Origin of the sequence: Pseudomonas sp. SB113 (assembly GCF_040754745.1) — a bacterium.
Classification (GTDB): Bacteria; Pseudomonadota; Gammaproteobacteria; order Pseudomonadales; family Pseudomonadaceae; genus Aquipseudomonas; species Aquipseudomonas grimontii.
The window spans coordinates 382669-396264 of record NZ_JBFMHW010000003.1 but is presented as its reverse complement, the minus strand read 5'-3'; the positions used below and the strand labels follow the sequence as shown (position 1 = coordinate 396264).

The 13596-nt window shown below is 60.7% G+C and carries 13 protein-coding genes; 2 read left to right on the top strand and 11 right to left on the bottom strand.

The genetic code is table 11. The annotated features are described in order from the left end of the window. The 8 genes from pabC to AB1462_RS06475 form a co-directional block, all read right to left on the bottom strand. Positions 1–816 carry an aminodeoxychorismate lyase gene (pabC, locus tag AB1462_RS06510; RefSeq protein WP_090400417.1) on the bottom strand — a complete coding sequence of 272 codons (816 nt, stop codon included), beginning with the start codon at positions 814–816 and terminating at the stop codon, positions 1–3. Next, a complete protein-coding gene (gene fabF, locus AB1462_RS06505; protein WP_367246391.1) occupies positions 816–2060 on the bottom strand; it encodes a beta-ketoacyl-ACP synthase II in 1245 nt (414 codons plus the stop codon). Before fabF ends, pabC begins: the two co-directional genes overlap by 1 nt. Positions 2061–2188: 128 nt before the next feature. Next, complete coding sequence (gene acpP, locus AB1462_RS06500; RefSeq protein ID WP_003442511.1) at positions 2189–2425, bottom strand: acyl carrier protein; 237 nt, start codon at positions 2423–2425, stop codon at positions 2189–2191. Between the two features lie 191 nt (positions 2426–2616). Then, positions 2617–3360 (bottom strand): 3-oxoacyl-ACP reductase FabG, encoded by a 744-nt coding sequence (fabG, locus tag AB1462_RS06495; RefSeq protein ID WP_015885432.1) that lies wholly within the window; start codon positions 3358–3360, stop codon positions 2617–2619. Between the two features lie 24 nt (positions 3361–3384). Next, positions 3385–4323 (bottom strand): ACP S-malonyltransferase, encoded by a 939-nt coding sequence (fabD, locus tag AB1462_RS06490; RefSeq protein ID WP_090400419.1) that lies wholly within the window; start codon positions 4321–4323, stop codon positions 3385–3387. Between the two features lie 125 nt (positions 4324–4448). Continuing rightward, the gene (gene plsX, locus AB1462_RS06485; RefSeq protein ID WP_090400420.1) at positions 4449–5459 is read right to left on the bottom strand and encodes a phosphate acyltransferase PlsX; all 1011 of its coding nucleotides are present in this window, start codon (positions 5457–5459) and stop codon (positions 4449–4451) included. A gap of 4 nt (positions 5460–5463) precedes the next feature. Continuing rightward, the gene (gene rpmF, locus AB1462_RS06480; RefSeq protein ID WP_008152339.1) at positions 5464–5646 is read right to left on the bottom strand and encodes a 50S ribosomal protein L32; all 183 of its coding nucleotides are present in this window, start codon (positions 5644–5646) and stop codon (positions 5464–5466) included. A 13-nt stretch (positions 5647–5659) separates the two neighbouring features. Continuing rightward, on the bottom strand, positions 5660–6190 hold the full coding sequence (locus AB1462_RS06475) for a YceD family protein (RefSeq protein ID WP_027607804.1): 531 nt from the start codon (positions 6188–6190) through the stop codon (positions 5660–5662). Between the two features lie 105 nt (positions 6191–6295). Between AB1462_RS06475 and AB1462_RS06470 the strand changes: the two genes are divergently transcribed. Continuing rightward, the gene (locus AB1462_RS06470; protein ID WP_259191299.1) at positions 6296–6874 is read left to right on the top strand and encodes a nucleoside triphosphate pyrophosphatase; all 579 of its coding nucleotides are present in this window, start codon (positions 6296–6298) and stop codon (positions 6872–6874) included. Positions 6875–6946: 72 nt separating this feature from the next. Here the strand turns inward: AB1462_RS06470 and AB1462_RS06465 are convergent, their stop codons facing one another. The 3 genes from AB1462_RS06465 to rluC are packed head-to-tail and all read right to left on the bottom strand — an operon-like array spanning position 6947 to position 9560. After that, the gene (locus AB1462_RS06465) at positions 6947–7930 is read right to left on the bottom strand and encodes a S49 family peptidase (RefSeq protein ID WP_090400423.1); all 984 of its coding nucleotides are present in this window, start codon (positions 7928–7930) and stop codon (positions 6947–6949) included. 21 nt (positions 7931–7951) lie between these two features. Next, complete coding sequence (locus AB1462_RS06460) at positions 7952–8614, bottom strand: HAD-IA family hydrolase (protein WP_090400424.1); 663 nt, start codon at positions 8612–8614, stop codon at positions 7952–7954. Next, positions 8601–9560 (bottom strand): 23S rRNA pseudouridine(955/2504/2580) synthase RluC, encoded by a 960-nt coding sequence (gene rluC, locus AB1462_RS06455; protein ID WP_367246388.1) that lies wholly within the window; start codon positions 9558–9560, stop codon positions 8601–8603. The genes AB1462_RS06460 and rluC overlap by 14 nt, the downstream gene beginning before the upstream one ends. Before the next feature lie 767 nt (positions 9561–10327). Between rluC and rne the strand changes: the two genes are divergently transcribed. Further along, positions 10328–13522, top strand: coding sequence for a ribonuclease E (gene rne, locus AB1462_RS06450; RefSeq protein WP_367246387.1), 3195 nt, complete (start codon positions 10328–10330; stop codon positions 13520–13522). The last annotated feature ends 74 nt before the right edge of the window (positions 13523–13596 follow it).

The following is a 13596-nucleotide window of genomic DNA, read 5'->3' as shown; positions in this document are numbered from 1 at the left end:
TCAAATATCCAATAGTGCGCGAACAATGCCCTGCAGTTTACGGGTGAGCGGGCCAACCGACCAGCTCATCGCAGCGCAGCCACGCACCGGCCAAATGCCATAAACGCTGTTGCACACAAAGACTTCGTCAGCCTCTTGCAGTTGCTCGAGACTGATGTCGGCCACGGCCACCGGGACGCCCAGGGCTTGCGCCTGCGCCAGAATCTCAGCGCGCATGACGCCCGCAACGCCGCAACGAGTCAGATCAGCGGTTAGTAACAAGCCATTACGCACCAGGAACAGATTGCTGAAGACACCTTCGATGACGCGCCCGGACATATCCAGCATCAAACCTTCGGCATGTTCGGCATCTTGCCATTCAGCGCGGGCGATCACCTGCTCGAGGCGATTGAGGTGCTTGAGACCGGCCAGCAAAGGCTGCTCAGCCAAGCGGGTGGCACACGCAAACAGACGAATACCGTCGGTTCCATGGGCCTGGGGATAGGTAGCAGGTGGATTGCCCTGCAAGATACGGCGCACAGGGGCCTCGGGGTTGATGCCATAACCGCGCAGGCTGTCACCGCGGGTGAGGATCAACTTGAGGACACCGTCGCCGAGAGCGGCGGCATAGGCCTGCACTTCGCTACGGACCAAGTGCGGGTCCGCAACGAAAGCGAGGCGCCTGCAGCCCTCATCAAGGCGCTGCAGGTGACGGTCAAGCAGCACGGGCTGCCCGGCCTTGACGGCGATGGTCTCGAACAGGCCATCACCGTACGCCAGGCCGCGATCTTTCAGGGGCACGCTGTCCGCTGGCTGACCGTCGACCCAGCTGTGCATTACTCGGCGAACCGGCGGAACACCAGGGAACCGTTGGTGCCGCCAAAACCGAACGAGTTGGAGATCGCAACGTCGATCGGCATCTGTTGCGGCTCATGCGGCACGAAGTTCAGGTCGCAGCCTTCGTCCGGCTCATCGAGGTTGATGGTCGGCGGAGCGACCTGGTCCTTGATGGCCATCACGCTGAAGATCGCCTCTACCGCGCCCGCCGCACCCAACAGGTGGCCGGTCATGGACTTGGTGGAACTGACCGCCAGCTTGTAGGCGTGCTCGCCGAACACCGACTTGATGGCTTCGGCTTCCGCCAGGTCGCCCGTCGGAGTCGAGGTGCCATGGGCGTTGATGTACTGCACCTGGTCCGCATTGACCTTGGCATCGCGCAAGGCGTTGGTGATGCAGCGCGCAGCGCCGGCACCGTCGGACGGTGGCGAGGTCATGTGATAGGCGTCGCCGCTCATGCCAAACCCGATCAGCTCGGCATAGATGGTGGCGCCGCGCGCCTTGGCGTGCTCCAACTCTTCAAGCACCAGGGCACCAGCGCCATCGGCCAGTACAAAGCCGTCACGGCCCCTGTCCCACGGACGGCTGGCACGGGTCGGTTCGTCATTGCGGGTCGACAGTGCACGGGACGCGCCGAAGCCGCCCATCCCCAGGCCGCAGGCCGCCATTTCAGCACCACCGGCGATCATCACGTCAGCTTCGTCATAGGCGATGTTACGCGCCGCCATGCCGATGCAGTGCGTGCCGGTGGTGCACGCCGTAGCAATGGCGTAGTTAGGCCCCTGTGCGCCCAAGTGGATCGACAGGAACCCGGAAATCATATTGATGATCGAGCCCGGCACGAAGAACGGTGAAATTCGACGGGGACCGGAATCGTGCAGCGTGCGGCTGGTCTCTTCGATATTGGTCAAACCACCAATACCCGACCCCATGGCCACGCCGATGCACTCACGGTTGGCGTCGGTAACTTCCAGGCCGGCGTTACGCACCGCCTGAAAACCGGCTGCCAGGCCGTATTGAATGAACAGGTCGAGCTTGCGGGATTCTTTGATCGAGAGATATTCCTCGACATTGAAACCCTTTACCGAGCCGCCAAAACGGGTGGAATAGGCAGAAAGGTCCGTGTGTTCGATCAGACCAATACCACTGCGGCCAGCCAGAATGCCCTGCCAACTGCTCGGCACATCCGTACCCAGTGGCGACAACATACCCATACCGGTGACTACGACGCGTCTACGCGACACAGCACTCTCCTTTTTCTTGATGACGACACTTCGCTTCAGCGCTCATTTTTCATCTGAGCTAAAGAAAAAACCGCACGCCGTTACAGCAGTGCGGTTTTTCCCTAACAGCAAGCGACGACTACAAACTATTACGCCTGGTGGTTCGTAACGTAGTCGATAGCAGCTTGAACAGTAGTGATTTTTTCAGCTTCTTCGTCCGGGATTTCGGTCTCGAATTCCTCTTCCAGAGCCATCACCAGCTCAACGGTGTCAAGGGAATCGGCACCCAGGTCTTCTACGAAGGAAGCAGTGTTGACCACTTCTTCTTCTTTGACGCCCAGTTGCTCGGCAACGATTTTCTTGACGCGCTCTTCGATGGTGCTCATACCTTGTTTAACTCCTAATGGACAAATTCAGGCAGCTGGCCAGTGGGTAAGTGTATAGAAAGCCATTTCAGCTTTTCAACTGAAAGCTTCACCCAGTACCCGGTCGGCCACCTGCCTATAAATTAAGTTGCAGCTTTATAACGGATTTTAGACAGCTCGTATGACATTTTTTTGAAGCGATCCGTCACAATTTAACTCATGTACATCCCGCCGTTAACCGGGATTGTAGCCCCAGTCACGTATGCCGCACCGTCGGATGCCAGGAAAGTGACCACATTCGCGATCTCTTGAGCCTGACCCAGACGGCCCAGCGGAATCTGCGTCAGCAAGGCTTCACGCTGTGCTTCCGGCAGTTCGCGGGTCATATCGGTGTCGATGAACCCTGGGGCCACCGAGTTGACCGTAATCGACCGCGAGCCGACTTCACGCGCCAGTGCACGGCTGAAACCTTCCAGGCCGGCCTTGGCGGCTGCATAGTTTACTTGGCCTGCGTTGCCCATGGCACCCACTACGGAGCCAATATTGATAATTCGGCCCCAACGCGCCTTGGTCATGCCGCGCAAAACGCCCTTGGACAGGCGAAACAGACTGTTCAAGTTGGTATCGACCACGTCGTACCACTCGTCGTCTTTCATGCGCATCATCAGGTTATCGCGGGTGATACCCGCGTTATTCACCAGGATTGCCGGCGCACCGAACTGCGCAGTGATCTCGGCCAGTACGGCAGCCACGGACTCATCACTGGTCACGTTCAGCTCAAGGCCGGTGCCCTGAACGCCGTTTTCCTTCAGGGTCGCGGCAATACGCTCGGCGCCCGAAGCGGAAGTGGCGGTGCCGATCACAACGGCGCCCTGACGCCCCAGTTCCAGGGCGATCGCCTGACCAATGCCACGGCTCGCGCCGGTAACCAGTGCAACTTTACCTTGCAGACTCATGCAGGCTTCTCCTAAGTTCGGGGATCAGGCCAGCGCCGCACGAGCGGCAGCGAAGGCATCCGGGGTATTGAGGTTGGCAGTCGACACGCCGTCGGCGCAGCGCTTGTTCAGGCCAGCCAGGACTTTGCCCGGGCCGCACTCGACCAGTTCGGTGGCGCCATTGGCAGCCAGGGTCTGGACCGACTCGACCCAGCGCACAGGCTTGTAGAGTTGCTCCAACAGGTCGCGCTTGAGGGTGTCGAGGTCGGCGGCCACGGCCGCGCTGACGTTCTGCACCAGCGGGATCTGTGGCGCCTGCCAGTTGATGGCAGCGATGGACTCGGCAAAACGCTCGGCCGCCGGGCGCATCAGCTCGCAGTGCGACGGCACGCTCACCGGCAACGGCAATGCACGCTTGGCACCACGCGCCTTGCAACCTTCGATGGCACGCTCGACCGCCGCCTTGGCGCCGGCGATCACCACCTGGCCTGGGGAGTTGAAGTTTACCGCGCTGACCACTTCGCCCTGGGCCGCTTCGGCGCAGGCTTCGATTACGACGGCATCGTCCAGCCCCAGGATAGCGGCCATGCCGCCCTGCCCGGCCGGAACGGCTTCCTGCATCAGCTGTCCGCGACGCTCGACCAGCTTGACCGCCTCAGCAAGGGTCAGGCTACCCGCCGCGACCAGGGCGCTGTATTCGCCCAGGCTATGGCCGGCCACGAATGCCGGACGCGCACCGCCTTCGGCCAGCCACAAGCGCCACAGGGCGATCGAAGCGGTCAGGATGGCTGGCTGGGTTTTATCGGTTTGATTGAGCTGCTCTTCCGGCCCTTGCTGGGTCAGCGCCCACAGGTCGTAACCCAGGGCCTCGGAAGCTTCCTTGAACGTGTCCAGGATCAGCGGGTATTGCGCGCCCAGCTCGGCCAACATGCCGAGGGACTGCGAGCCCTGCCCTGGAAAGACGAATGCGAGGGATGTAGACATGTAACAAGCCCCTAATGATCTGGTCGTCGGAAATGGTCGCTCCTCGGTGGGAGCGCACGAAACTGACAGATTGGATGGTCAATTGAACTGGCCGGTCACATTTAAGCATTCCCAGGCCAATTCGCCTAAGGCAACAGGTCCTCAAGACGGCCGTGCAAGCGTTGCGGCAGGTTCTCCTGAATCTCGATCACGGCCCGCGCGATCGCACTTTGAAAGCCCTCCACGCCTGCCGAACCATGGCTCTTCACCACTATGCCCTGCAAACCGAGAAAACTCGCACCGTTGTGCCGCGCCGGCGCCAGGTCAGCCTGCAACCGGCGCATCAATGGCAGCGCCAACGCACCCACCAGGCGCGACGCCAGGTTTTGCCTGAACAAGGCCTCGATACGCGTGGCGATCATGGTCGCCAGGCCTTCGCTGGATTTAAGCAGGATATTGCCGACAAACCCATCACACACCACCACATCCGCTTCGCCACGGTATAAACCATCGCCTTCGACAAAGCCGATGTAGTTCAAGCCCCGCGCGCCCTGCAGCAAGGCAGCGGCAAGCTTGACCTGCTGGTTACCCTTGATGTCCTCGGTGCCTATATTCAGCAAGGCCACCCGCGGCCGGGCCACCCCCAGCGCTTCGGCGGCCACCGAGCCCATCACGGCAAACTGGAATAAGTGTTCGGCACTGCAATCGACGTTCGCGCCCAGGTCCAGCAACTGGCAATAACCTTTCTGCGTCGGAATCGCCGCCACCATCGCCGGACGGTCAATTCCCGGCAGTGTCTTGAGCACATGCCGCGACAACGCCATCAGCGCACCCGTGTTGCCGGCACTGACACAGGCTTGCACCTTGCCATCACGCAGCAGCTCCAGGGCCACTCGCATCGAAGAGTCAGGCTTGCCGCGCAGGGCAGTGGCCGGCTTTTCATCCATCGCGATGGTTTCGCTGGCGGGCGTAACAGTCAGGCGCGCGCGATCCACCACCGGATGGCTGGCAATCAGTTCTTCAAGGAGGGAGGGTTGACCGACGAGGGTCAGGTGCAGCGAGGGCGTAGCAGACAGGCTGGCAATGCAGGCCTGAACAATGCTGCGGGGACCGAAGTCCCCGCCCATTGCGTCAATCGCGATGACTTGAGCAGACAAGTGATTACTCGTCAGCGCCCTTGTCGATCACTTTACGGCCACGGTATACGCCTTCTGGCGATACGTGGTGACGCAGGTGAATTTCACCGGTGGTTTTTTCTACAGACAGAGTGCTTGCCGTCAGGGCATCGTGCGAACGACGCATGTCACGGGCAGAGCGGGATTTTTTGTTCTGCTGAACAGCCATAATTGATTAACTCCTAAACGTTTGGGTCACGCTTTAACTGCGCCAATACACTGAACGGGTTGGACCGCGTTACCTCGTCCTCGCTCGGTTCGGACTCGTCATCGAGACCCGCCGGCTGCTGGCATTCTTCCGGATGATGAGCAGGCACAATGGGCAAGGCGAGCAGAAGCTCCTCCTCGATCAGTGCATGCAGATCCAAAGGATCTTCGCCCAGTTCCAGCACGTCATAACCTTTCGGCAACGACTGGGTATTCGCACCCTCCTTTACCACAGCATAACTGCACTCGCTGTGAATCGGCAGGGTGACCAGCTCAAGACAACGCTGGCAAACCATTTTGACCTCGGTGTCGATAAAGCTGTGAATTACCACAGATTTACGTTCATCTCGTTCAAAAACGAATTTGGCCTGCACCGTACCGACAGTGTCGGAAAGCGGGTCGCAGAGTCTCTCCAAATCGGCCAGCAGCAACTCACCTTGAAGGGAAGTGCCACGATCAGCCAATTTGCGCGGGTCAACGTGAGGTGGAATCGGGTCATTCAACATAGGCGCAGCATTATAGGGATGCACCCAGCCATGTCAAAGGAAATTCAGCCCTGTGCGTCGGCCGGTCGCCCCGCTAGAATCGGCGGCTGCCTTGAGGAGACGTAGATGCTGCCTTTATTACTCGCTTCCAGCTCGGTTTATCGCCGGGAATTGCTCAGCCGCCTGCACCTGCCGTTCATCTGCAGCTCGCCGGATATCGACGAAAGCCACGCTGCAAATGAGTCCGCCGTGGATCTGGTCAAACGCCTGGCCGAACAGAAAGCCCGCGCCCTCGCCGCCAGCCACCCTGGACACCTGATCATCGGCTCAGACCAGGTTGCCGCATTGGAAGGCCGCATCATCGGCAAGCCCCACACTTTCGAAAATGCGCGCGCGCAGTTATTGGCTGCCAGCGGCAAGCGTGTCAGCTTCCTCACCGGCCTGGCCCTGCTTAACAGCCAGACGGGGCACTGCCAGGTCGACTGCATACCCTTTACCGTGCACATGCGCGAGCTGGATGCAGCACGCATCGAGCGCTACCTGCGTATCGAGCAACCGTATGACTGCGCGGGAAGCTTCAAGGCTGAAGGGCTGGGCGTGAGCCTGTTCCAAAGCACCGAAGGGCCGGACGCGACCAGTCTTGTCGGCTTACCACTGATTCGGCTGGTGGACATGCTGCTCAGCGAAGGCGTGCAAATCCCTTAAGAACACTGCAAAACCAAATGTGGGAGGGGGCAAGCTCCCTCCCACATTGTGATCTACGACAGACTTGAAATCTCAGCGCAGCGTCGGGCCCTGGAACCCCATGTACAGCGCCAGCTTCTCCGCCACGCTGGCACCGAGTTTCTTGGAGAAACGATCAAACGGCGATTCCTCAACGGTGAAGTCCACCAGTTCTTTCTCGCCGATCACGTCCCGTGCCACCAGGCTGGCACTGCCCAAACCATCGATCAGCCCCAGCGGCAACGCTTGCTCGCCCGACCACACCAATCCGGAGAACAGCTCCGGATGCTCTTTATCCTTCAGTCGATCCCCACGCCCCTGCTTCACGCTGGCAATGAACTGGCGATGGGTCGTATCGAGCACCCCCTGCCAAAACTGGGTTTCATCGGCCTTTTGCGGCTGGAACGGATCAAGGAACGACTTGTGCTCGCCCGAGGTGTAGGTGCGACGCTCAACACCCAGCTTCTCCATAGTGCCAACAAACCCATAACCGGCCGCCGTCACACCGATGGAGCCCACCAGACTGGCCTTGTCGGCGTAGATCTGGTCAGCGGCACTGGCGATGTAATAGGCGCCCGAGGCACCCAGGTCGGAAATAACCGCGTACAGCTTGATATCCGGATGCAGGCCACGCAGACGGCGAATCTCGTCATATACATAGCCCGATTGCACCGGGCTGCCACCTGGGCTGTTGATGCGCAGGATCACGCCCTTGACCTTGGGGTCTTCAAACGCAGCTCGCAGGCTGCTGACGATATTGTCGGCGCTGGCGGGCTCCTTGTCGGCAATCACACCGCGCACTTCGATCAGGGCGGTGTAGCTGGCACCACGGGTGGCGCTTTTTTCCATGTCCATCAGCGGGCTGAACAACGCCAGCATAAGCAACAGGTAAGTGAAGGTCAGCAACTTGAAGAAAATCCCCCAACGCCGCGCACGGCGCTGCTCCTGGACGCCAGCCAGAAGCGTCTTCTCCAGCAGTTTCCAGCTCTTGTCGTCACCGCTTTCAGCCTTTTCAGGCGCTTTCCACTCGTCACTCATGCCATCAACCCCAGCAAAGACTTATTGGGCCCGGCCGAGCCAGGCCTGCAATTCAGAAAAATGATCAATCGTGACCCTCGGCTCGTATTGCTGCAACGCCTCGGCGGACTGGGCGCCATAGCTGACGGCCACGCTGTCCATGCCGGCGTTGCGCGCCATCATCAGGTCGAAGGAGGCATCACCCACCATCAACGCCTCGCGCGGCGACACGCCGCAATGGGCGAGGATCTGCTCCAGCATCAGAGGGTGAGGTTTGCTGGCGGTTTCATCCGCGGCACGGGTGATGTCGAAATAATCTTCCCAGCCATGGGCGCTGAGCACCCGGTCCAGCCCGCGGCGGGCCTTGCCGGTGGCGACGGCCAGGTGATAGCCGTCGGCGCGAAACGCCTCCAGCGACTGCGCCACACCCTCGAACAACGGCGAAGGTGTGGCCTCCAGCGCAATGTAGTGATCAGCGTAATGGTCGCGGAACGTCACCAGTTCAGCGTCACTGATCTGGGGATACAAGGTACGGATCGCCTCGGGCAAGCCCAGGCCGATAATGCCTTTGACCGCCAGGTCAGTGCACAACTCAAAGCCCGAGCGGGTCGAAGCCCTGTGCATCGACTCGACAATCCGACCAATGGAATTACACAGGGTGCCGTCCCAATCGAAAATCAGCAGCTTGTAGTCAAGATGCGACACTCAAACGCTCCACGGTCTTGGCCCACATCTCATCGACCGGCGCCTGCAGCTTCAGCTCACCGCCGTCAGGCAGCGGCACAGTAAGCATGTAGGCGTGCAGGAACAGGCGCTTACCGCCCAGATCGCGGATTTCCTTGGAGAAACCCTCGTCGCCGTACTTGGTATCGCCGGCGATGCAGTGGCCGGCATGCAGGGTGTGCACACGAATCTGGTGGGTACGACCAGTCACCGGCTTGGCCTCGACCATGGTGGCGAAATCGCCGAAGCGGCGCAGCACCTTGAACAGGGTCAGGGCTTCCTTGCCCTCCTCGTCCACTTCGACCATGCGCTCGCCGGAGCGCAGGTTGCTCTTCTGCAAGGGCGCGCGGACGCTCTTGATCGAACTGGCCCAGTTGCCACGCACCAGCGCCATGTAGCGCTTGTCCACGCCATCGCCGCGCAGGGCGGTGTGCAGGTGGCGCAACATGCTGCGCTTCTTGGCGATCATCAACAGGCCGGAGGTGTCGCGGTCCAGGCGGTGGACCAGCTCCAGCTCCTTGCAATCCGGACGCAACTGACGGAAGGCTTCGATCACGCCGAAATTCAGGCCGCTGCCACCGTGAACCGCAATACCGCACGGCTTGTTGATCACGATCAGCTTGTTGTCCTCGAAGACAATCGACGCCTCAAGGCGTTGCAACAGGCCCTGGGCCAATGGCACGGGCTCATCACGCTCAGGTACGCGCACTGGAGGCACACGGACAATATCGCCCGCCTGCAACTTGTACTCAGGCTTGATGCGCCCCTTGTTCACGCGCACTTCGCCTTTGCGCAAGATGCGGTAGATCAAGGTCTTGGGCACACCCTTGAGCCTGGCCAGGAGAAAATTATCGATGCGTTGGCCGGCATATTCCGGCGAGACCTCGAGCAGCTGGACGCTGGGGGTCTGGGGGGCGGTAGTCGTCATGGCGGCGATGATAACAATTTTTTATGGAATTGAAGCACTTAATCATTGCTGCTATAGTCGCGAACGCCGCCAAAAGCGGCCGGGACAGAGGACTAGCGGCAAACTGCCGGCCCTGACCATCGCAATTCATCAGGACGCGAGGCCGTCCTACGGGGCTTTCGCCACCCTGGAAGGCTCGAGATTGTAACAAGCGCAGGTGACATGAGGCCTGAAGCGAGTGCAGAAAGCAGAGTGAATACTCGCGTTCTGCGCCGATATTTACGGCCAGTTCACAAAGTGCAGTCAGTCTTGAGCCGGACCACGGCGAATGCTTCGGAAACAACGCCTGTTAAGAGCTGAGTGTGAGCGCAGTCGCCCACATTCAGTCTTGTTTAGCCATGAGCGTGGACTCCCCATTGGAGAACACGGTAAATGCCAACCCGCTGCGGATTCTGCGCGCGGCAGCACCCGAATTATCAGGGATACGTGTAGGGTGGAGATGCACAACCGTCGGACCGTGTAGCACTAGGCTTATATTTAGACGCTTCATCTCGTCCACAGTCGCCGGTTGATTCCTCCTCCTGACCTTAGCTTTTGTTGAAGTGGTGCCTTTGTCACCACCGCTAACAAGCAGGACGCGTCCGTCGCGATACCGGCCCAATTGGCCGATTTTGCTGGACACTGGAGTGGCCAACCACTCTTGACGCACCTGACACCGACCGTGAGAAGTCGTGTGTGCCGAACGCCGTTTCCGGCAGCCCGGAAACCGACGGTACAACATGAAAAGAATGCTGATTAACGCAACTCAACCCGAAGAGTTGCGTGTTGCACTGGTAGATGGCCAACGCCTCTACGACCTGGACATCGAATCCGGTGCACGCGAGCAAAAGAAGGCCAACATCTATAAAGGCCGTATTACTCGCATCGAACCAAGCCTTGAGGCTGCCTTTGTCGATTTCGGCTCCGAGCGCCACGGCTTCCTGCCCCTCAAAGAAATCTCCCGCGAATACTTCAAGAAAGCCCCCGAAGGCCGCGTGAACATCAAGGACGTCCTGAGCGAAGGCCAGGAAGTCATCGTTCAGGTCGAAAAAGAAGAACGTGGCAACAAGGGCGCAGCCCTGACCACCTTCATCAGCCTGGCCGGCCGTTACCTCGTGCTGATGCCGAACAACCCACGTGCCGGCGGCATTTCCCGTCGCATTGAAGGCGAAGAGCGCAACGAACTGCGTGAAGCGCTGAACGGCCTGATCGCCCCCGCCGACATGGGCCTGATCGTTCGTACTGCCGGCCTGGGCCGCAGCAGCGAAGAAATGCAGTGGGACCTCGACTACCTGCTGCAACTGTGGACCGCCATCAAAGAAGCGTCCCTGGATCGTTCCGCGCCGTTCCTGATCTACCAGGAAAGCAACGTGATCATCCGCGCCATCCGCGACTACCTGCGCCAGGACATCGGCGAAGTGCTGATCGACAGCGTTGAAGCCCAGGACGAAGCCCTGACTTTCATTCGCCAGGTGATGCCGCAGTACGCCAGCAAGATCAAGCTGTACGAAGACAGCGTTCCGCTGTTCAACCGTTTCCAGATCGAAAGCCAGATCGAGACCGCTTTCCAGCGTGTAGTCGAACTGCCTTCCGGCGGCTCCATCGTGATCGACCCGACCGAAGCCCTGGTGTCCATCGACATCAACTCGGCGCGCGCCACGAAGGGTAGCGACATCGAAGAAACCGCCCTGCAGACCAACCTGGAAGCGGCTGAAGAAATCGCCCGCCAGCTGCGCCTGCGTGACATCGGCGGCCTGATCGTGATCGACTTCATCGACATGACCCCAGCCAAGAACCAGCGCGCCGTGGAAGAGAAAGTCCGCGAATGCCTGGAAGCTGACCGTGCCCGCGTACAGGTCGGCCGCATCTCGCGCTTCGGCCTGCTGGAAATGTCCCGTCAGCGCCTGCGTCCATCCCTGGGCGAGAGCAGCGGCATCGTCTGCCCGCGCTGCAACGGCACCGGCATCATCCGTGACGTTGAATCGCTGTCCCTGGCGATCCTGCGCCTGATCGAAGAAGAGGCCCTGAAAGACCGCACCGCCGAAGTCCGCGCGCAAGTGCCGATCCCGGTCGCAGCCTTCCTGCTCAACGAAAAACGCAACTCGATCACCAAGATCGAACTGCGCACCCGTGCCCGTATCGTGATCCTGCCGAACGATCACCTCGAGACGCCGCACTTCGAAGTGCAGCGCCTGCGTGATGACAGCCCGGAAGCCCACAGCGGCCAGTCCAGCTACGAAATCGCTGCTGCCGCCGCCGAAGTGGAAGAAGTCCAGCCAGCCGCCGCGACCCGCACCCTGGTTCGCCAGGAAGCTGCCGTGAAGACCGCACCAGCGCGTGCCAACGCACCGGTGCCGGTTGAAGCTGCCGCTCCGGTTGCCGCCCCGGCCGCCCTGCCTGAGCCGAGCCTGTTCAAGGGCCTGGTGAAGTCGCTGGTCAGCCTGTTCGCCACCAAGGAAGAGCCTGCGGCACCGGTTGTGGTTGAAAAACCTGCGACCGAACGCCCGGCGCGCAACGAAGAGCGTCGTAACGGTCGCCAGCAGAGCCGTAACCGCAACGGTCGCCGTGACGAAGAGCGCAAGCCGCGTGAGGAACGTGCGCCTCGCGAAGAGCGCGCACCACGTGAAGAGCGTGCACCTCGCGAAGCGCGTGAAGAAACTCCGGCCGTAGCCCGTGAAGAACGTGCACCGCGTGAAGAGCGCGCACCACGTACCCCACGCGCTCCGCGTGAAGATCGCAAGCCGCGTGGCGAGCGTGAAGAACGTGTGCGTGAACTGCGCGAGCCACTGGACGCCGCCCCTGCTGTTGCAGGTGCTGCAGCGGTTGCAGCCACTACCGCTGAAGAGCGCCCAGCTCGCCCACCACGTGAAGAGCGCCAGCCGCGCCCACCGCGTGAAGAGCGTCAGCCACGTGCCGAGCAAGCCGCTGCCACCAGCGAAGAAGAAGTGCTGACCGGCGAAGAGCAACTGCAGGAAGACGGCCAGGACAACGCCGAAGGCGATCGTCCACGCCGCCGCTCCCGTGGCCAGCGTCGCCGCAGCAACCGTCGTGAGCGTCAGCGTGATGCCAACGGCAATGTGATCGAGGGCTCGGAAGAGACCGGCGAGAACGCAGAAAGCGCCACCAACGAACCGACCGGTGCCGAACTGGCTGCCGGCCTGGCCGTTACCGCAGCGGTTGCCAGCTCTGTGATCAGCGCACCTGCTGAAGCCCAGGCTCACGAACAGGCTGAACGCGCGACTGCCGCTGTCGAAGAAACCGCTGCTGTAGAAACGCCAGTTGCCGAAACCCCAGTGGTTGAAGCGCCGGTCGTTGAAGCAACTACCCCTATCGAAGCCCCAGCGGTTCCGGAAGTGGAAGTGGAAGTGGCACCGGTTCGTGACGCCCAGCCAGAAACCGAAGTGGTTGCGGTTGAACCCGCTCCGGTTGTTGAGCCTCAACCCGTGGTTGAAGCGGCCGTTGAAGCCCCGGTGGTCGAAGAAGCTGCCCCGGTAGTGCGTGAAGTTCGCGAAGAACAGACCGCCTTCCAGTGGGCTGCCGAACCTGCCGCCCCGGTTGAAGCTCCTGCGCCTGCACCGGTGGTAGAAGAAGCACCTGCGCCGGTTGCCGAAGTCGTGGTTGCCGAGCCTGCGCCAGCCGTCGAAGCTGCACCCGTGGCTGTTGAAGCACCGGTTGTTGCCGAAGCCGAAGCACCAGTGGTAGAAGCCGCACCGGCCAGCGCCCTGACCGAAAACGGCCGTGCGCCGAACGACCCACGTGAAGTGCGTCGTCGTCGCAAGGAAGCTGAGGCAGCCGCCGCCGCTGCTGCTGCCGCTCCAGCCGTAGTCGAAGCTGTCGAGGCACCAGCCCCGGCTGCTGAAACCGTGGTTGAGCACACTGCTGCTGAAGACGTGGTAGAGCACAAGGCCCTGGAAGCAGAACACGAGCCTAAACCCCTCGCCTGATTCCATCAGCCACTAAAAAGCCCCGCCTGAGTGATCAGGCGGGGCTTTTTTATACCGATCTCGAAAACAGCGAA

What these genes read in the sequence shown, in the direction of transcription:
- pabC (WP_090400417.1), bottom strand. Translation starts at nt 816, where the DNA reads ATGCACAGCTGGGTCGACGGTCAGCCAGCGGACAGCGTGCCCCTGAAA.
- acpP (WP_003442511.1), bottom strand. Translation starts at nt 2,425, where the DNA reads ATGAGCACCATCGAAGAGCGCGTCAAGAAAATCGTTGCCGAGCAACTG.
- fabG (WP_015885432.1), bottom strand. Translation starts at nt 3,360, where the DNA reads ATGAGTCTGCAAGGTAAAGTTGCACTGGTTACCGGCGCGAGCCGTGGC.
- fabD (WP_090400419.1), bottom strand. Translation starts at nt 4,323, where the DNA reads ATGTCTACATCCCTCGCATTCGTCTTTCCAGGGCAGGGCTCGCAGTCC.
- rpmF (WP_008152339.1), bottom strand. Translation starts at nt 5,646, where the DNA reads ATGGCTGTTCAGCAGAACAAAAAATCCCGCTCTGCCCGTGACATGCGT.
- AB1462_RS06475 (WP_027607804.1), bottom strand. Translation starts at nt 6,190, where the DNA reads ATGTTGAATGACCCGATTCCACCTCACGTTGACCCGCGCAAATTGGCT.
- AB1462_RS06470 (WP_259191299.1), top strand. Translation starts at nt 6,296, where the DNA reads ATGCTGCCTTTATTACTCGCTTCCAGCTCGGTTTATCGCCGGGAATTG.
- AB1462_RS06465 (WP_090400423.1), bottom strand. Translation starts at nt 7,930, where the DNA reads ATGAGTGACGAGTGGAAAGCGCCTGAAAAGGCTGAAAGCGGTGACGAC.
- rluC (WP_367246388.1), bottom strand. Translation starts at nt 9,560, where the DNA reads ATGACGACTACCGCCCCCCAGACCCCCAGCGTCCAGCTGCTCGAGGTC.
- rne (WP_367246387.1), top strand. Translation starts at nt 10,328, where the DNA reads ATGCTGATTAACGCAACTCAACCCGAAGAGTTGCGTGTTGCACTGGTA.